We start from the raw sequence: 18,737 nt of genomic DNA, 5'->3' as shown, positions 1-18,737 counted from the left end.
GGAGCGACTACGCGATGCCGAAGAAAAAGATCCTGCTGAACGCGTTCAATATGAATGCGGTCGGCCACATCAATCATGGCTTATGGACGCATCCGCGGGATCGCTCTGCGCACTACACGGATCTCGACTACTGGACGAGTCTCGCGCAGACGCTCGAACGCGGCAAGTTCGACGGCATCTTTCTCGCGGATATTGTCGGCGTATACGACGTTTTATCAAAACGGTCCGGACACACCGTTGCGCGAGGCGGTGCAGATTCCGATCAACGACCCGGCGCTCATCGTGCCCGCGATGGCGCATGTGACGCGGCATATCGGCTTTGGCGTCACGTCGAATCTCACGTATGAGCCGCCGTATCTGTTCGCGCGCCGCATGTCGACGCTCGACCATCTGACCAAAGGCCGCGTGGGCTGGAATATCGTGACCGGCTATCTGGACAGCGCCGCGCGCGGCATGGGACTCGCGCAGCAGATCAGTCACGACGACCGCTACGACCGCGCCGACGATTACATGGACGTCGTCTACAAGCTCTGGGAGCAAAGCTGGGAAGACGACGCCGTGGTGCGCGACCGTGCCGCGCGCATTTTTTCGCAGCCGGGCAAGGTGCATCGCGTGAAGCATGACGGTCCGTACTATTCGATCGACGCGATTCATTTGAGTGAGCCTTCTCCGCAACGCACGCCGGTTTTGTATCAGGCGGGTTCTTCGAGCCGCGGCGTGGATTTCGCGGCGCGTCATGCGGAGTGCGTGTTTGTCGGCGGACAGAACAAGCAGTTGACCCGTTCCATTGTCGATGACATTCGCGCGCGAGCCGTGAGCTTTGGGCGCGCGCCCGACGACATCAAGATCTTCGCGGGCATTACGGTAGTGGTCGGCGAAACGGAGCGCGCGGCGCAGGAGAAGTTCGAAGAGTACCGGCGTTATGCAAGCGCTGAAGGAGGCATCGCGCACTTTTCCAGCTCGACAGGTATCGACTTTTCGCAATACGAGTTGGACGAGCCGATCTCGTATGTGAAGACGGAGTCGATGCAATCCGCAGTCGAAGCCATTTCCAAAAAGAGCGTGAGCGGCGTGTGGACCAAACGCAAAGTGCTCGAACAGATGACGCTCGGCGGTCGCGCGAAACCGGTGGTCGGCTCGCCGCAGCAGATTGCCGACGAACTCGTGTCGTGGATCGAAGAAGCGGGCGTGGATGGCTTTAATCTGACGCGCACGGTGATGCCGGAATCGTTCGAGGACTTCGTGGATCTCGTCGTGCCCGAACTGCAAAACCGCGGCGTCTACAAGGAAGACTACGATCCCGCGCCGACTTTGCGCGAGAAGCTGTTCGGCGGCGGCCGCGCGCGTTTGCCCGATGTGCATGCCGGCGCGCAGCATCGGCGCGCGCGTGCAAACGTCGAGCAAACCGCGTAAGTCTGACAGGAGCAAAGCATGGCTAATCTTTTCGATGTGCCGCAGTTCATTCAGGACGCGCCGTCGCGTGCAGCCGAACCGGTTTCGAACGCAGCGCCGACGCAGGCCGCTGTCGTATTCGACAACGTAGGCAAAGTCTTTGTGGGCACGCGCGGCGCGTCGACCGCGGCTCTCGCGGACGTCACGTTGAACGTTGCGCGCGGCGAAGTGTTCGGCATTATTGGGCGCAGCGGCGCGGGCAAATCGACGTTGCTGCGGCTCGTCAACGGACTCGAAAAGCCGAGCTCGGGCGCGGTGCGCGTGAATGGCGTAAGTGTCGGCGAACTCGACGAACGCGGACTCGTGACGCTGCGCCGACGCATCGGCATGGTGTTTCAGCACTTCAATCTGCTGTCCGCAAAGACGGTGCGCGAGAACATCGCGTTGCCGCTCAAAATTGCGGGCGTGCCGAAGGCGGCAATCGACGCGAAGGTCGATGCATTGCTCGAACTCGTCGGTCTGGCGGCGAAGCGCGATGCGTATCCGGCCAGTTTGTCAGGCGGGCAGAAGCAGCGCGTCGGCATTGCACGCGCGCTCGTTACGGACCCCGACATTCTTCTCTGCGACGAGGCCACGTCCGCACTCGATCCCGAAACGACGCAGGCGATTCTCGCACTGCTGCGCGACATCAATCGACGCCTGAAGCTGACTGTTGTTCTAATCACGCACGAAATGCAGGTGATTCGTGAAGTGTGCGATACGGTTGCCGTGATCGAGCGTGGCCGTGTGGTCGAAACGGGCCCGGTGTGGCGCGTATTCGGCGAGCCGCAGCACGATGCCACGCGAGCGTTGCTGCGCACGCTGGTGCATGATTTGCCCGCCGATCTCGCGGAGCGCGTGAAGCCGCTCGCCGATATCGCGCAAGCCGACGCACGCGTTCTGCTCGACGTGCGCTTCACCGGCGATGACGCGCGCGATCCCGATCTCGCCGGCCTCGCGTCCGCGCTCAGCGTCGACGGAAGCAGCGTGAGTTTCGTGCATGGCGGCATCGACCGGATTCAGGGGCATGCGCAAGGGCGCCTGATCGTGTCGGCGCAAGTGCGCGCGAACGAACGCGCGAGTGTGCACGCGCAGATTGCCGCATTGCTCGAACGCGCGCGCGGCCACGCGAATCATGTCGAGGTGCTGGGCTATGTCTGAGCTCTGGCTTTCCGAACTCGTCGGTGCGATACGCGATACGGTGCTGATGGTCGGCATCTCCGCGGTGATCGCGGCGCTCGTCGGCATTCCGTTGGCGCTGGTGCTGGTCACGACCACGCGCGGCGGCATCTTCGAAAAGCGCGCGGTGAACAGCACGCTGGGCGCGCTCGTCAATGCGTTCCGCTCGACGCCGTTCATCATTCTGCTGGTCGCATTGCTGCCGCTCACGCGCTTACTCATCGGCACGACGATCGGCGTGTGGGCAGCGGTCGTGCCGCTTAGCATCGCCGCGGTTCCGTTTCTCGCGCGCGTGGCCGAAGTGAGTCTGCGTGAAGTGGACCGTGGACTAATCGAGGCAGCGCAGGCAATGGGCGCGCAGCGCCGGCATATCATCTGGCATGTGCTGTTGCCGGAAGCGTTGCCGGGCATTGTCGGCGGCTTCACGATCACGGTGGTCGCGATGATCGGCTCTTCCGCGATGGCGGGCGCGGTCGGCGCGGGCGGCCTCGGCGATCTGGCGATCCGCTACGGCTATCAGCGTTTCGATACCACGGTGATGGTCACGGTCATCGCGTTGCTGATTGCAATCGTGACGGCGGTGCAACTGGTGGGCGACCGCTTCGTGCGGCGGCTCGCGCAACGCGCGTGACAAGCGGCGTTGTGCGTCGAACGAACGCAGGGTACTTGCGACGCTCTTGAGGCGACCGGCTGATACAGCGCTTTCGCATGACGAATAGCGCCGCTCCTATCGGTCGCCAGCATCACCGCCTATCATGAAACCTGCCGGATGACGGCCGTGAGCCTCTCGTGAGCGTCAGCACGGTCCCGCCTGCACCGCAGGTCACACCGCAAACATCATCACTGGAAACAGCATGAACGATTCAGGTCACGCCGCGGCGCTGCACGCGCGCGAGGCGTCCGCCGCGCCGGCGGTGCGAGATCTCACCGGCCTGCTCGACGCATTGCATGCGAGCGCCGCGCAACGCGATCTTGCCGGCGGCCATGCCGCACAGGAAAAACAGTGGATCGCCGACGCCGGCCTGCTCACGCTCGCCGTGCCGCGCGAATTCGGCGGCGAGGGCGCATCGTGGCCGCATATCTACCAGGTGATTCGCAAGATCGCGCAGGTCGACAGCGCGCTTGCTCATCTGCTCGGCTTCACGTTCCTGCAGGAAGTGAGCATTAATGTGTGGGGCAATGCCGAACAGCGCGCGCGCTATTTGAGCGGCACAGTCAAGGAACGATGGTGGTGGGGCAATGCGGTGAATCCGCTCGATACGCGCCTCGTTGCAAGTGCAACCATCGACGGCGGCTATCTTCTGAACGGCCAGAAGGGCTTTTGCTCAGGCACGCGCGGCTCGCAGATGATGACGGTCTCCGCACAAGATCCGCTCACCGGCAATTCCGTATTTGCAGTAGTGCCGACCACGCGCGAGGGCATCACCGTCAATGAAGACTGGAATCCGATCGGGCAGCGGCAGACCGACAGCGGCAGCGTTTCATTCGCGCAGGTCAGGGTCGAGCCGGACGAAGTGCTGCATCGCGCGGATACGCCGTACGCGAGTTTGCGCACGCTCGTCTCGCAGCAGGTCATGACCAATCTGTTCGTCGGCATTGCACAAGGCGCACTCGACGAAGCCCGAGCGTATGTCACGCAATACGGCAAACCGTGGCTGACTTCGGGCGTGGCGAAAGCGACCGACGATCCGTACCTGATCCAGCGTTTCGGCGAAATGCGCATCCAGGCGGTGAGCGCCGAGGCGCTGGCGGAGCGCGCCGCGCAGGCGCTCGACGCCGCGTGGCGCGAAGGCCCCTCGCTGTCCGCCGAAGCGCGCGCGCATGTGGCGCTCGCCACATCCGAAGCGAAAATCGTCGCGCATCGCGCGGCGCTCGACGTCAGCGAAAAACTGTTCGATGCATGCGGCGCGCGCGCCACGCACGGGCCGCTTGCACTCGACCGCTTCTGGCGCAACGCGCGCGTGCACACGCTGCACGATCCGCTCGACTATCGCGTGCGCGATGTCGGCCGTTATGCACTGAGCGGGACATTGCCGGAAGTTTCTTTGTACACTTGAGGCGGTCCGCGGCGCAGCCATTCTGCGCGGCGGTTTTATTCCTCCTCGAGAGATTCCCGGATTGCAGTTCAAACTACCGACCACGGCAACGGCGCCGTTTTGCCCATCCGAAGTGCAAGGCTCGGTCGCCGTCTCGCAAGGCGCGCCTTTCTGGAAGAAGATCCTGCAGTTTGCGGGCCCCGGCCTGCTGGTTTCGATCGGCTATATGGACCCGGGCAACTGGGCGACCGACATCGAGGCCGGCTCGCGTTACGGCTACAGCCTGTTGTTCGTCGTCATGCTCTCGAGTCTCGCGGCGATGGCGCTGCAATGCCTGAGCATGCGTCTTGGCATCGTCACCGGGCGCGATCTCGCTGAACTGTCGCGAGCGCGTTATTCGCCGGCCGTCGCGCGGTTCCAATGGTTGCTCGCGGAGTTGTCGATCATCGCGTGCGATCTCGCCGAAGTGCTCGGCGGCGCGCTTGCATTCCATCTGCTCTTCAAATGCTCGCTGACCACGGGCGTGCTGCTCACGGCATTCGACACGCTGATCGTGCTCGGCCTGAAGGGCAAAAATTTCCGCGATCTCGAAGCGATCATGCTCGGCCTGATCGCGACGATCGGCGTCGGCTATATCGTCGAACTTGCGCTCGTGAAGCCGCATTGGCCGTCGGTCGCGCAAGGGCTGATTCCGTCGTGGCAGGCGCTGAGTTCGCGCGAGCCGATGTATCTCGCGATCGGCATTCTCGGCGCGACGGTCATGCCGCATAACCTGTATCTGCATTCGTCGATCGTGCAGACGCGCGCGGTCAAGCGCGATCCCGCGAGCATCGGCTCCGCAATCGGCATGTCGCGCATCGACACCATCGCGTCGCTGCTGCTCGCGTTGATGATCAACATGGCGATCCTGATTCTCGCGGCCGCTGCGTTTCATGCAACCGGCCACAATCAGGTCACCGAAATCGAAGACGCGTACAAGCTGCTCGCGCCGATTGTCGGCACCGGCTTCGCGGCGGTGTTGTTCGCGGTCACGCTGCTGGCATCGGGACAAAGCTCGACGTTCACGGGGCACGGTCGCGGGACAGGTCATCATGGAAGGCTTTCTGAAGCTGAAGATTCCTTGCTGGCAGCGTCGCTTCATCACACGCGCGCTCGCGCTGATTCCCGCGCTGATCGGCGTGCAGATGATGGGCAACGGCGCGGTGGGCAAACTGCTCGTCGCAAGCCAGGTCGTGTTGAGCCTGCAATTGCCGTTCGCGCTTTATCCGCTGATCCGCATGACGGGCGACCGTTCGCTGATGGGCGAGTTCGCGAATACGCTGCTGACGAGAATCGTCGCGTGGTCGCTGTTTGCGGTGATTACTGCGGCGAATCTCTGGCTTGTCGTGCAGACGGTGGGACTGGCGGGGTAAGAGAACAGCGCAGCACCAAACAAAAAAGTCCGCGCAGAATTTATTCTGCGCGGACTTTTTCTTGAGGCTTCGGTACGAATCGGGCGGACCAGCCGTCATCGTGGGTCCAACGAGTTGCCTGGCTCAGGCGGCTTGAGCGACCTGCGCGACCTGCGCAGCTTCCATTGCTTCCTGGCGAGCCGCCGCGGCCTTCTTCGTTTTGCCGGCACGCGACGGCGGCTGGCACGCGCCGCACACCACGTTGTGCTGCAAGTCGTGCTTGTGCGCGACGAACTTGCCGGTGCAACGGCAGCACTTCGTCAGTTGCAGAATGTCGGCGTCGAAGAAACGCACCAGCGTCCACGCGCGCGTCAAGTCCAGCACCGGTTCGGTTTCGCTGTGCTTGCAGTGCTCGAGATACAGCCGATATCCCTTCGTCAGCGCGTCGAGATGCGAGCAGCGCGCTTCGTTCTTGAGGAACAGGTACGTGTTGTAGAACAGCGAAGCGTGAATGTTCGCGAGCCACGTCATGTACCAGTCCGCCGAGAACGGCAGCATGCCCTTGGGCGGCGATACGCCCTTCACCTCACGATACAGGCGGATCATGCGATCGCGCGAGAGCGTCAACTCGCTCTCGAGCACCTGCATGCGTGCGCCCAGTTCGATCAGCGCGATGGCGCGAAACACTTCTTGTGCGTCTTCCGTCAGGCTACGCTTAAGCATCGCAGTCACCCTATTAGGCAAATTGCTCGGCGGGCTGGCCTGCAAGCAGGATGGCCGCGTGAGTCGGTGCAACTGCGGTGTGCTTCGTCGTTTGCGTCAACGCCGACAACATCGAGTGGTCGTTGAAGCGGAAGAAGCACAAAAGCTGATCGGAAGAGGCCAGCTTGACGATCTGCGCGAGCGACAGCCCGGCAAGCAGATCGGCCAGTTCCGACGACAAGCCCAGACGGAACATGCCGACGGGTTTGTCCTCACGCAACATGCGTTGCGCAAGCATGATGTACGACAGGTTAATCTCGCGGATTGAGTCCAGCGTCTCGCTGCTACGGTCCATTTTCTGTGTTTCCGAAGCCCCGAATTACTAAGTCGGCTTTTTGCCGTTATCTCTTTTGTGCCTCGCCGAAAACGTTGTCCTTCGGCTACGGGTCGCTCGGTTGATACAGATGGCGACCTTTTGATACATCGCGTTACATTTCGTAACAGCTTGGGACGAATTGTATGAAGGGCAAAACAAGAAATCAATCCCTTCTCGAAAAAATATCTCAAAAAGATGCATCAAATTTCGGTAAGAATTTCACCGGCCTGTAATAGGCGATGCTACACGGCTTTTGCGGCCACGCCGGCAATGGTCTGATCCATGAAAACCCTTGTAGGGCGGGGATGACGGCGTATCGTCCGCGCAACAGCGGATCGTTGTGCGCACAACCGGTAAATAAGTCTGAATGAAAGGGAAAGAGAAAAGCCGAAGAAAAATGTGTAATAAATACCGTCGGCTTTTCGTGCTTTGGGGACAGAAGACAGTTGTAACGGACTGCTACCGCCCCGGTTACAAACCAGGGCGACTTTGTAACTTCCCCGGTGAGAATCAGCAGCCGGTGCGACGTACCCGTTCGACTTCGAGGCCAAACGCGGGCCGCAGGCGCGTGCCTAGCACGTTGCCGGCAAACGCCGCGACGAGCCACAGCCAGCCGTGCAGGCTGCCGGAGACGATGCCGCTGAAGTACGCGCCGATGTTACAGCCGTAGGCGAGGCGCGCGCCGTAGCCGAGCAGCAGGCCGCCGACCACGGCCGCGATCAGCGAACGCATCGGCACTTTCCAGACCGGCGCGTAACGCCCGGCCAGCGCGGCGGCGGCCATCGCGCCGAGAATGATGCCGACGTCCATCACGGTCGTGACGTCGTGTGTAACAGGCGCCGCCAGCGCGCCTGCGTTCGCGCGGGTCGCCCAGTACGGCCAGCTCGCGACGTCTATCCCGAGCGCGGCGAAGAGCTTTGCGCCCCACAGCGCGAACGCCGAGGTGACGCCCCACGGGCGGCCCGACAGCGCGAGCGTCGCGAAGTTGAGCAGCACGAGGGCGAGCGCGCCGACGAACAGCGGCCACGGCCCTTGCAGCCACGGCGACGCACGCGGCGGGCGTGCCGCCTCGTTGACGAGGCCTCCGTGCCGGCGCCGTTCGACGAGCACTGTCAGCGCGGCGATGGCCGCGAAAATCGCCAGGTTGATCGCGATGGCGCTGCCCGCGCCGAGCGTCGTCACCATCGAGAGCGGCTTGAGCGACGGCAGCGCGGTCCAGAACGGCATATGCGCGGTGGCCACGACCGAGCCGGTGACGAACGCGGCGAGCGTGACGATCATTCGCGTGCTGCCGCCGCCGACCGTGTACAGCGTGCCGGACGCGCAACCGCCGCCAAGCTGCATACCGACGCCGAACATGAACGCGCCGACCACCACGGACGTGCCCGCGGGCGCGACCAGACCGACAACCGGATGCCCAAACAGGCTGCCCGACGCGAGCGCCGGGAAGAACAGCACGACGCCGACGGCGAGCATCAGCATCTGCGCGCGAAGGCCGGCGCCGCGGCCATCGGCGATAAATACGCGCCACGCCGACGTAAAGCCGAATGCCGCGTGATAGAGCGACAGGCCGAGCAGCGCGCCGACTATGTAGAGCGCGGCCTGGCGGCCGCTGACCGTCTGCGCCAGATAGACGGCGCCGAGCGCGATCAGCAGCAGAGCCGCGGCAAGCGGTTTGGGGTTGAGGTCGTAGCGGCGCGGCGCACGGGAAAGCGGAGTGGAGAGATCGGACATGATGAGTACGGTAGGCGGACTTTGGCGCGGCGGCGGCTCGCGACGTGAACGTCGTCGGGAGGCTCAACGCGCTGGGTCGACACATGCAAAGTGGATCGAAAAAGATAGCACGTGGGGGAGATTCGCGCAGAGGGGCGCGGCGCGGGGTGTGTGTCTCGGTCGAGAGGGGCGCTAGCGTATGTGCGTTGGTTCGGCGGGGCGCTGGCGTGTGCCTGTCGGTTCGGCGTGGCGCTGGCTGCCGTCCGTTGAGCGTTACGCCGCCGTCTGCGGGCGGTTGAGCAGAGCGCTGCCACACGCGGTCCGTTGAGCGCAACGCCGCCGTCTGCGGTCGCTCAAGCGCTGTGCCGGCGTACGCGGTCCATTGAGCGTCGCGCCGCCGTGTGCGGTTGGTCAAGCGGAGCGCTGTCATATGCGTTCTGCTCCCGCCTGTTCGCGGTCGCGAGCTCAGCCCGCAGGCCTCAATCAACTCCACGATCCCGACCGCAACCTCGCGGCGCTACTTCAGGCGACGCGCGAGAAAGCGTCGCCGATCTTGCGCCCAGCCCGGCGTCGTGTCGCGCGTACAAGCGACTACGCGACTACGCGACTACGCGACTACGCGACTACGCGACTACGCGACCACGCACGACCACGCACGACCACGCGACCACGCACGGCTACGCACGCCCACGCGCCCACGCGCCCACGCGCCCACGCGCCCACGCGACCACGCGACCACGCGACCACGCGACCACGCAGCCACGCGACCACGCGACCACGCAGCCACGCAGCCACGCGACCACGCAGCCACGCGACCACGCGTTCACGCGCCGGCAGCCGCCTCCCCGTCCGCAGTTCCGTCCACCCGCTGCTTCTCCGCGAAGTCGCGCAGTGCGGCCGCGGTTTGCGGATCCGCCGGAAAGAACGCCTCAATGGCGAGTTCAGAAAGCGTCACGTCCACTGGCGTGCCGAACACCGTCGTCGTGCTGAAGAACGACAGCACGCCGAGCGGCGTGCGCAGCCGCAGCGGCACGGCGATCTGGTTGAGCGGGCTATCGGCGGCATCGGGCGCGGCGGCGCCTAGCGGGCTCGGGTAAGCAGCCAGCTCGTCGCGCAGCGCGCTGAGGGTGTCGTCGGCGCTTACGTCGATTTGCCGTTGCAGCCGCGCGAGCACGTGCTCGCGCCACGCGTGCCAGTTGACGATCGACGACGCAATGCCTTCCGGATGCAGGCTCAGGCGCAACGCGTTGACGGGTGGCTTCAACAATTCGGGACTTGCGCTCGCGAGCAGCGGTGCGAGCGCATTGTTGGTGGCGACGATCGTCCAGTGACGGTCGATGGCAAGCGCCGGATACGGCTCGTGGCCCTTCAGCACCAGTTCGACGGCCTCGCGCGCGGCGCTCAGTTGCGGGTCCGACAGCGGACGCTCGCGAAACAGCGGCGCGTATCCCGCGGCGACCAGCAGCGCGTTGCGCGCGCGCAGCGGCACGTCGAGGCGCTCGGCGAGGTGCATCACCATTTCGCGGCTCGGCGTCGCGCGGCCGGACTCGACGAAGCTCAGATGCCGCGTCGAGATGTCGGCTTCGGCGGCGAGCAGCAATTGACTCATTCGTCGACGCTGCCGCCATTCACGCAGCAGATCGCCGACGCTGCGGCTGGCCGTGGGCGGCGCCGACGCGGCGCCTTGCGCAAGAGAAAGTGTGTTCATGCCACCGATGATAGCCAAAGCGCCGCGGCAATCCATTACCTGGGAGGTAATGGGTGGGGCGTGTCGCACGTCGTTTGTGGCTTGACGCTCGCCGCGTGTAGCCGCACCTCGCTGCCCCTCTCGTCGCGCATGGCTGCGCCTCGCCGCTAGCCGTCCCGTCGCTCGTGTCGCCGCCCGCCGCGCGTGGCCGCACCTCGCTGCCGCTCTCGCCGCGCAGTGCTACGCCTCGCCGCTGGCCGCCTCGCCGCTGGCCGTCCCCGTCCCGTCGCTCCCGCTGCCGCTCGCCGCGCGTGGCCGCACCTCGCTGCTCCTCTCGCAGCGCATGGCTACGCCTCGCCACCCAGCCGCCACATTGCCCCGCCCACCGCAGCACCCCGATTACCTGCCACGTAATCGACCGACGTCGCGCAAACCGCGAATCTTCACTCCGAGCCCGCCGCATGCGACCCGCGTGCCGAGCGTAGCGCTCTATCACGCCATAGGAGTGGGAGATGAACGCGCATACCAACCTGATCGATCGTTATTTCGAAGCATGGAACGAGACCGACGGCGCGCGCCGCCGAGAACTTATCGCCGCGACCTGGGCACGCGACGCCGATTACCGCGACCCGCTGATGACCGGCGCGTGCCACGACGGCATCGACGCGATGATCCAGGCCGTGCAGGAGCGCTTTGCCGGTCACACGTTTCGCCGCTCGACCGACGTCGACGGCTTCGGCAATCGCCTGCGCTTTTCGTGGGAACTCGTGACGCCCGCCGGCGATGCGATCGTCAAGGGCTCCGACTTCGGCACGGTCGACGCGCACGGGCGCCTTCAGTCCGTGACCGGCTTCCTCGACCAGGTGCCAGCGGGCGCCTGAGCGGCCACCGCCAATCGCAATTAGCCATCGCCAATCACCACCGCCCATCTTTCATGGAGAGCATCATGCACGAGCCCGCCGGCGTCACGACTCGTTCGCCCGTCAGAACGTTCGCGCGATTCGCTGCCGCGATGGACGCGTTCTCCGGCGCGATCGCCGGCTTCGCGCTGCTCGCCGGCACGCGCGCGTTCATGTTCACCGCGTTGCTCGGCTGGCGCGAACCGGTGCTCGGCGGCGCGGGGCTGATGCTGCTCGCGATCATCGGATGGTTGCGGTGGCGTTGCCGCGGCAAGAGGCGTGGGGCGTCCGGCGCGCCCGGCGCGTCTTGCGCGGCGCACTGAATCTCTCCGAAGCGCGCGACGTTGCTTGCTACAATCGTTTGCCGTATTGCGATCAAGGCAATCGATTCAATCCATTCGAATAACCGCAAGCAACTTGCATGGAGACACAGTGCTAAAGAACCTCGATCCCCTGCTGAACGCCGACATCCTGCATGCACTACGCTCAATGGGCCACGGCGACGAACTCGTGATCTGCGACGCGAACTTTCCGGGCAACTCGGTCGCGCATTCCACGGTGCTCGGCAAGCTGCTTCATCTGGACGGCGTGAGCGCGCCGCGTGCGGTCCGCGCCGTGCTTTCCGTGCTGCCGCTCGATACCTTCATCGAGCAACCGGCGTCGCGGATGGAAGTCGTCGGCGAGCCGCATACCATTCCGGCCGTGCAGCGCGAGGCGCAGATCGAGGTCAATGCCGCCGAGGGGCGCGAGGTGCCGTTTGCATCCATCGAACGCTTCGCGTTTTACGAGCGCGCGCGCAAAAGCGTATTGCGTGATCGCGACGGGTGAAGACCGTGGCTACGGCTGCTTCGTCTTCACGAAAGGCGTGCTGCTCGCGCCCGACGCGCCGCGTTGATAGTGCACGACGCCGCCGGTTCGCGGCGTCAGCGTCGGTGAAGACGTTTGAAGCCAATCGTGCCGCCGGGCATCCCCGGCGTCGCAGACTACGCATCCAACGCTTGCCCGCCTTGGAAAGCGCGGGCAATCCACTTATGCTCAGAGGCAAAGCAGGGAACTGTGGCCCTTTAACCGGGTCTGCTGCTTATTCATCTACAGGAGCACCTCATGACGCGTCCCGTCGATTCCGGCGTTATTCTCATCGCGCGTATCGCGCTTGCCGTTCTGTTCCTGTGGGGCGGCGTGATGAAACTGCTGGGCTATGCGGGCTTTGTCGGCTACCTGCATTCGAAGGGCGTGCCGTTCGTGCAGATCGCCGCGCCGATCGCCACCGCCGTGGAGGCATTGGGCGGCCTGCTGCTGATCGTCGGCTTCAAGGTGCGTCCGCTCGCGCTCATCATGGCGGTCTATACGGTGGCAACCGCGGTCCTGGGCCACGACTTCTGGAATGTGACCGACGCCGCCTTGCAGCGCGACATGGTGATTCATTTCTGGAAAAACATCGGTATCGCCGGTGGTTTTCTGCTGCTGTTCGTGACCGGCGCGGGGCGTATCAGTATCGACGGTGCGCGCGCGCCGCGCAGCGGGTTGGGCCTTTGAGCGCCCGCGTTCACGATTTAGCCGGTTCGACCGGCTGCCGTATTCGGCCGCAATCAAGGGAGCACATATGATTCAAAGTTTCGAGCAATCCATTGGGGGCAAGGTGCTGCAGTTGTGCGCGAGTCTTGGCGAAGGGCCCACGCCGCATCGCGTGATCATCAGCCTTGCCGATTCCGCGAAAACGCTCGTCGTTCTCGATGCGTCCGGATTCCTGGGCGCGATCAAGGCCGAGATCGAAGAGCCGGAAAAACTGATCGCCGATGCAATCAGCAAGGCGCAAAACGAAGGGCTGATCGAAGCCGCGATCAACACCGGCACGATTCAGGAAGCGCCGCTGTAGCTCGCCGGCGCAGTGGTGCAGGGCGCGCTCGTGGCTGAGCGCCTGATACATGTCTAGTAGACGTCGGATAGACCGCTGACGACCCCTGTGGCCTCGAGCCGCCGGGGTCGTTTTTTATTGCGCGTGCGTTTAAAGGCGAGCCGAGACGAACGAACGAACGCGAACCGAGACGCGGCGCACGAAGCATCGACAGCCAGTCTGCAACATCAGCGCGAATTGCCCACGCGCACGGAGTCCGCGTCGCCCCGCGCCGTCGACGACGAATGCGGCTGCGGATGCACGAGGCAACTCATCACGCCGCCGAACACCAGCAGGCCGACCGAGATCGCCGTCGCCGTTTGCATGCCCGAAACGATTTGCGTCGCCGCGGAGCCGCTCGCGAGCGCGCCGAAGGCGGCCACGCCCACCGCGCCGCCCGCCTGGCGCGCCGTGTTCAATACCGCCGACGCCGTGCCCGCGCGCCGCGCTTCCACCGATGCCAGCACGGCGGTCGTCATCGCCGGCACGGCGAGCCCCATGCCGGACGGGATCAGCAGGAACGGCAGCAGCAAGCCAATGAGCGGCGTGCCGGCATCGACGAAGTGCAGCAGGCCGTAGCCGAGCCCGGCGGTGATGGCGCCGGCGATCATCGGCACACGCACGCCGAAGCGTCCGACCACCCAGCCGCTTGCCACGTTCGAAATCAGGAAGCCGCCGGTCAGCGGCAAAAACGCGAGCCCGGCCTGCAACGGCGTGTAGCCGCGCGCCCGCTGCAAATACAGGCTCAGCACGAAGACCATGCCGTAATAAGTCATGTTCACGCAGATGCCGAACAGCACGGCCGCGCTGAAGCTGCGCTTGCTGAAGAGCGACAGCGGCAGCATCGGCGCGCGCGCCCGCGCCTCAACGGCGACGAATGCGCCGCCCGCGAGCGCCGCGAGCACGAAGCCGCCCGCGACGAGCGGATGACTGAGCCCCAGCGGCCGCCATTCGATCACGGCGGCGACGAACGCGGTCAACGCGACAACGGCGAGCGACTGGCCGCCGAGGTCGATGCCGCGCGGGCTGGTATCCGCTTTCGCGGCGGCCTGCGGACGCGGCACCCACAGCAAGGTCGCGAGAAAGCCGGCGGCGCAGATCGGCAGATTGACGAGGAAAATGCTGCGCCAGCCGAAGGCCGCGATCAGCAGGCCGCCCAACACCGGGCCGGCGGCGATCGAAATGGCGCCTGACGCCGTCCACAGTCCGACCGCGCGGGCGCGAAGTTTCGGGTCGTGCCCGTACGACTGGTTGAGCAGCGCCAACGAATTCGGCAGCATCGCGGCGGCGCCGACGCCTTGCAGCGCGCGGGCCGCGACGAGCATCGGCGCGTCGAGCGCGAGGCCGCAGGCAAGCGACGCCAGCGCGAACAGCACGATGCCCGCCGCATACAGCCGGCGCGCGCCGAAGCGGTCGCCGAGCGCGCCGGCCGACAGCATCAGCACGGCGAAGGCGAGCGTGTAGGCGTCGACGACCCATTGCAGGCCCGCGACGTTCGCGTGCAGGTTCGCGCCGATCTGCGGCAACGCAATATTGACGATGGTCACGTCCAACTGCGTGACGACGAAGCCGACGCTGACGGTCGCGAGCACGCGGCCGAGGGCGGGCGAAACGGGTGTTTTTTGGGAGTTCATGCGACACATCGTAGGCCGATGGCGCGCCCGATGTTTCGTGCCGGCGTGAAGTGTCGATGTCGGTGAAAGACCGTGCAGGATATGCGCTCAGTCGCGTCGCCGCCTGAACGAACGCACTCGCTCGCACATGCGCGAACGGCGCGCCGTCAAAGGCGCGCCGTTCGCGTCATTCATGAGCGCACACGGAGGATCAGCGCTTGTGCGGCGCGTCCTTGATGAACAGCGCAGTCAGCGCGCCCAGCACGCAGATCGTGCCGACGTACAACGGCGCGGCCATCGGATTCGATTTCATCATCAGCGAGACGGCGATCGGCGTCAGCCCGCCGAAGATCGCGTACGCGACGTTGTACGAAAACGAGATGCCCGAGAAGCGCACGACCGGCGGAAAGGCTTTCACCATCACGAACGGAATCGCGCCGATCACGCCGACGAGCAGACCAGTCACGCCGTACAGCGGCACGAGCGTGGATGTATCGACGGCGAGTTGCTGGAACATCGCATAGTAGGTCGCCGCCAGCGCCAGGCCGCCGATGAAAATCGTGCGCCCCGCGCCGACGCGCCCGGCGATCGAGCCCGCCATCACGCAGCCGATCGTCAGGCACAGCGTCGCCACGCAGTTCGCGAGCAGCGCGGTGGCCGGCGCGATGTGAAACTGCTTTTGCAGCAGCGTCGGCGTCATCAGAATCACGACGACGATCGCGGCGGACAGCATCCACGTAAGCAGCATCGACACGATGACCGCGCGGCCGTGGTCGCGCAGCACGGCCTTGAGCGGCACTTCGGCGGCAATCGCCTTGCGTTGCTTGAGCTCGGCGAACACCGGCGTTTCGTGCAGCCAGCGGCGCAGATAAACCGAAAACATGCCGAACACGCCGCCGATCAGGAACGGAATGCGCCACGCGTAATCGGCGATTTCAGCGGGCGCAAAGTTGCGATTCACCGCCGACGCGATCAGCGAGCCGAGCAGGATGCCCGCCGTCAGCCCGGCCGTCAGCGTGCCGCACGCATAGCCGATGTGCCGCTCGGGCACGTGCTCGGAGACGAACACCCACGCGCCCGGCACCTCGCCGCCGACCGCCGCGCCCTGCATCACGCGAAACAGCAGCAGAAGAACCGGCGCCATCACGCCGATGCTCGCGTAGGTGGGCAGGAGACCCATCATCAGCGTCGGCACGGACATGAGCAGCACGCTCAGCGTGAACATGCGCTTGCGGCCGAACAGATCGCCGAAGTGCGCCATGATGATGCCGCCGAGCGGCCGCGCCAGATAACCCGCGGCGAAGATGCCGAAGGTCTGCACCTGGCGCAGCCAGTCCGGCATCGCGGCCGGAAAGAATAGCTGGCCGATTGCCGGCGCAAAAAACACGAAGATGATGAAGTCGTAGAACTCGAGTGCGCCGCCCAGGGCCGCGAGGCCGAGCGTTTTATAGTCGCTGCGCCCAAGCGGGCGTGGGGTGACAGCCTGCGCTCCACCCAGATTTGTCGCTTGCATTGCTATGTCGTTGTGTTGAATTGGAAACCACGTGTGGCGTGGAAAAACGGCGCTCGTCGGGCGAGAAGTGTGGCAACGGCTGGGTAGAGCGCGGGACACCGGCGCGCCGTCCCGGGTAGGGCGGCGCGATGACGAAGTAAGCCAACCGGCGATTTTACAGGATGAAAGCGATTCGCCTCGGGAAGTGCTTAATTAGATTGGGAAAGTTCTGCTTGAGTCCGCGTTTCGTGGCGGGCTTGGGGAAAGCCGGGCCTGGGTACAGGAAGTCGGCTGTAGTCCGTCGGCGATTCGTCGAGCGGATTCGTCTGAGCAAACGCTAAATTAGGATTGGTCCTATGGGATAGCGCGGGTGGGCCTTCGAGAATCGCGTCCACGCCATCAGTTATGAGTCATCCCATGCGCATTGCCATTCTCCAACGTGATCCCGTCATGCGTCAGTCGATTGAAAAGATTCTGACGAGCGCGGGCCATACCTGCGCGGGCTACGACGACGGTCTCACCATGTCGAAAACGCTTGCCCGATCCACCGTGGATCTGCTGGTGCTGGACTGGCACGGCACGCGCCTGTCGGGCACCGAGGTGTTGCGCACGGCGCGCGCGGTCGGCGGCGACCGGATGCCGGTGATTTTCGTGTCGCGCGACACGTCCGAGGAGAGCATGGTGCGCGCGTTCGTCAACGGCGCCGACGACTACGCGTCACTGCCGCTGCGCCCGGCCGAATTCCGCGAGCGCGTCACGGCGTTGCTGCGGCGGGCCTATCCGGAGCGCTTCGGCACCGCGAGCTTCGACGTGGGACCGTACCGCTTCGACACGCATCGCCAGGTCGTCATGCTGCGCGGCCAGCCGGTCGCGTTATCCGGCACGCAATACCGGCTCGCCTCGCTGTTCTTCTCGAACATTGGCCGCGTGATGTCGCGCGATCACATTTTCGCGATGGTGTGGGGCCGCGAATTCCGCGAGTTCACGCGCACCATCGACAGCCACGTGTCGCGGCTGCGTCTGTTGCTCGCAATCGAGCCGCAAAACGAGTTTCGCCTGCAGCCGGTTTATAAGAGCGGCTACAGGCTGCTGCATCTGCGTCACGAGGACGCCGTGCATGCGCAGCCGCAGGCGGCCTGAAGCCTTTATTCACGCTCAAACTCGCACACCGGCACTCGCTCAAAGGCGCGGCAATTGCGGCCGCGTTTCTAGCGACTTGCGGATCAACGCTTCCACCGCCGCGCGCTCGTCGCCCGCAAGCGGCAGGCGCGGCGGGCGGACCGGCTCCGTGCCGAGTCCCACCATCGCTTCGGCGAGCTTGATGTTCTGGACGAGTTTCGACGATACGTCGAGCGCGAGCAGCGGCGCGAACCAGCGGTAAATCGCCCGCGCTTCTTCCAGGCGTCCCGCTTTCAACAGCTTGTAGATCGCCACCGTCTCATGCGGAAATGCGCACACGAGACCGGCCACCCAGCCATGCGCGCCCATCAGGATGGCTTCCATCGCGAGATTGTCGACGCCGCACAGAATCGCGAAGCGGTCGCCGACCGCGTTGATCAGATCGGTCACGCGCCGCACGTCGCCGCATGATTCCTTGATCGCGACGATCTTTTTCTCGTCGGCGATTTCGGCGAACATCTCGGGCGTCATATCGACGCCGTACGCGAGCGGATTGTTGTAGATCATCAGCGGCAGCGCGCTTGCGTCGGCGACGCTGCGAAAGTGATGCAGCGTCTCGCGCCGATCGGACAGATAGCGCAGGCCCGGCAGCACCATGAAACCGGCGGCGCCGCGCCGGCTGCCGTGTTCGGCCTGGCGGCAGGCGTCGAGCGTGCTGTTTTCCGCGATCGTCAGCAGCACCGGCACGCGGCCGCGCGAGGCGTCCACGGCGATGTCGAGCACTTCCAGCTTTTCGTCGAGCGAGAGCGTCGACGCTTCGCCAAGCGATCCGCACACGATGATGCCGTCCACGCCCGCGTCGATCTGCGCTTCGATATTCTTTGCGGTCCACGCACGGTCTATGCTGAAATCCGCGTTGAACTTGGTGGTGACCGCCGGCAATACGCCTTCCCAGATATGCGCCACGACTGCTCTCCTGAATGTGATGAGTCGAAGCGCAGTGTAAGCAGCGAAAACGCCGCCGTCTTGCGTCAATCGCGCGTGGCGGATGACGATTTCGGCATAGTGGGGTTCGAGGTCGCAAATAAGCCACAGGGCGGTGCTGCGTTTTTGCGATATGTTAAGACGCGGCTGAGAGGCGCTTGTGCGGCAATCCGCGCTGGGCAAACGGCCGTGCCTTCGCCGCTGCGGCCGAGGCGCGGCCG

At 64.7% G+C, this 18,737-nt stretch carries 15 protein-coding genes and 3 pseudogenes; 11 read left to right on the top strand and 7 right to left on the bottom strand.

Annotation, left to right across the window (positions count from 1 at the left end):
- Positions 1–14: 14 nt before the first annotated feature.
- The 5 genes and pseudogenes from ABIE53_RS19980 (at position 15) to ABIE53_RS19960 (ending at position 6,058) form a co-directional block, all read left to right on the top strand.
- Positions 15–1,413 (top strand): annotated as a pseudogene (locus tag ABIE53_RS19980) (LLM class flavin-dependent oxidoreductase).
- 18 nt (positions 1,414–1,431) lie between these two features.
- Positions 1,432–2,592, top strand: a complete 1,161-nt coding sequence (locus tag ABIE53_RS19975) for a methionine ABC transporter ATP-binding protein (protein ID WP_192699772.1) — start codon at positions 1,432–1,434, stop codon at positions 2,590–2,592.
- Complete coding sequence (locus ABIE53_RS19970; RefSeq protein ID WP_006052746.1) at positions 2,585–3,241, top strand: methionine ABC transporter permease; 657 nt, start codon at positions 2,585–2,587, stop codon at positions 3,239–3,241. Before ABIE53_RS19975 ends, ABIE53_RS19970 begins: the two co-directional genes overlap by 8 nt.
- 223 nt (positions 3,242–3,464) lie before the next feature.
- Positions 3,465–4,667: an acyl-CoA dehydrogenase family protein gene (locus ABIE53_RS19965; RefSeq protein ID WP_006052745.1), complete on the top strand. Its 1,203-nt coding sequence runs from the start codon at positions 3,465–3,467 to the stop codon at positions 4,665–4,667.
- 61 nt (positions 4,668–4,728) lie between these two features.
- Positions 4,729–6,058: pseudogene (locus tag ABIE53_RS19960) on the top strand (Nramp family divalent metal transporter).
- Positions 6,059–6,181: 123 nt separating this feature from the next.
- Here the strand turns inward: ABIE53_RS19960 and flhC are convergent.
- The 4 genes from flhC to ABIE53_RS19940 form a co-directional block, all read right to left on the bottom strand.
- Positions 6,182–6,760, bottom strand: coding sequence for a flagellar transcriptional regulator FlhC (gene flhC, locus ABIE53_RS19955; protein ID WP_006052743.1), 579 nt, complete (start codon positions 6,758–6,760; stop codon positions 6,182–6,184).
- Between the two features lie 13 nt (positions 6,761–6,773).
- Positions 6,774–7,094: a flagellar transcriptional regulator FlhD gene (gene flhD, locus ABIE53_RS19950; protein ID WP_006052742.1), complete on the bottom strand. Its 321-nt coding sequence runs from the start codon at positions 7,092–7,094 to the stop codon at positions 6,774–6,776.
- A gap of 531 nt (positions 7,095–7,625) precedes the next feature.
- A complete protein-coding gene (locus tag ABIE53_RS19945) occupies positions 7,626–8,849 on the bottom strand; it encodes a YeeE/YedE family protein (protein WP_192699773.1) in 1,224 nt (407 codons plus the stop codon).
- 802 nt (positions 8,850–9,651) lie between these two features.
- Entirely contained in the window at positions 9,652–10,536 is an 885-nt protein-coding gene (locus ABIE53_RS19940) for a helix-turn-helix domain-containing protein (protein WP_310076217.1), read from the bottom strand.
- A 491-nt stretch (positions 10,537–11,027) separates the two neighbouring features.
- On the opposite strand from ABIE53_RS19940, the gene ABIE53_RS19935 reads away from it, so the two are divergent.
- The 5 genes and pseudogenes from ABIE53_RS19935 to ABIE53_RS19915 all read left to right on the top strand — a co-directional run bounded on the left by ABIE53_RS19935 (position 11,028) and on the right by ABIE53_RS19915 (position 13,290).
- Entirely contained in the window at positions 11,028–11,396 is a 369-nt protein-coding gene (locus ABIE53_RS19935) for a nuclear transport factor 2 family protein (RefSeq protein ID WP_107709410.1), read from the top strand.
- A 65-nt stretch (positions 11,397–11,461) separates the two neighbouring features.
- Positions 11,462–11,737, top strand: a complete 276-nt coding sequence (locus ABIE53_RS19930; RefSeq protein ID WP_006052738.1) for a hypothetical protein — start codon at positions 11,462–11,464, stop codon at positions 11,735–11,737.
- Between the two features lie 109 nt (positions 11,738–11,846).
- Positions 11,847–12,309, top strand: a pseudogene (locus ABIE53_RS19925) (RbsD/FucU family protein).
- Between the two features lie 209 nt (positions 12,310–12,518).
- Positions 12,519–12,950, top strand: coding sequence for a DoxX family protein (locus ABIE53_RS19920; RefSeq protein WP_006052736.1), 432 nt, complete (start codon positions 12,519–12,521; stop codon positions 12,948–12,950).
- 67 nt (positions 12,951–13,017) lie between these two features.
- Entirely contained in the window at positions 13,018–13,290 is a 273-nt protein-coding gene (locus ABIE53_RS19915) for a hypothetical protein (protein ID WP_006052735.1), read from the top strand.
- A gap of 206 nt (positions 13,291–13,496) precedes the next feature.
- Here the strand turns inward: ABIE53_RS19915 and ABIE53_RS19910 are convergent, their stop codons facing one another.
- Entirely contained in the window at positions 13,497–14,951 is a 1,455-nt protein-coding gene (locus tag ABIE53_RS19910) for an MFS transporter (protein WP_192699774.1), read from the bottom strand.
- Positions 14,952–15,132: 181 nt separating this feature from the next.
- Positions 15,133–16,434 carry an MFS transporter gene (locus ABIE53_RS19905; protein WP_029970130.1) on the bottom strand — a complete coding sequence of 434 codons (1,302 nt, stop codon included), beginning with the start codon at positions 16,432–16,434 and terminating at the stop codon, positions 15,133–15,135.
- Positions 16,435–16,830: 396 nt separating this feature from the next.
- On the opposite strand from ABIE53_RS19905, the gene ABIE53_RS19900 reads away from it, so the two are divergent.
- Positions 16,831–17,553 carry a response regulator transcription factor gene (locus tag ABIE53_RS19900; RefSeq protein WP_006052731.1) on the top strand — a complete coding sequence of 241 codons (723 nt, stop codon included), beginning with the start codon at positions 16,831–16,833 and terminating at the stop codon, positions 17,551–17,553.
- Positions 17,554–17,592: 39 nt separating this feature from the next.
- On the opposite strand, the gene ABIE53_RS19895 is transcribed toward ABIE53_RS19900, so the two are convergent.
- On the bottom strand, positions 17,593–18,498 hold the full coding sequence (locus tag ABIE53_RS19895; RefSeq protein ID WP_114157615.1) for a dihydrodipicolinate synthase family protein: 906 nt from the start codon (positions 18,496–18,498) through the stop codon (positions 17,593–17,595).
- Positions 18,499–18,737 lie beyond the last annotated feature (239 nt).

Origin of the sequence: Paraburkholderia sp. OAS925 (genome assembly GCF_040543975.1) — a bacterium.
Classification (GTDB): Bacteria; Pseudomonadota; Gammaproteobacteria; order Burkholderiales; family Burkholderiaceae; genus Paraburkholderia; species Paraburkholderia graminis.
Note: the sequence above shows the minus strand (reverse complement) of the source record. Positions and strands in the feature narration are given on the sequence as shown.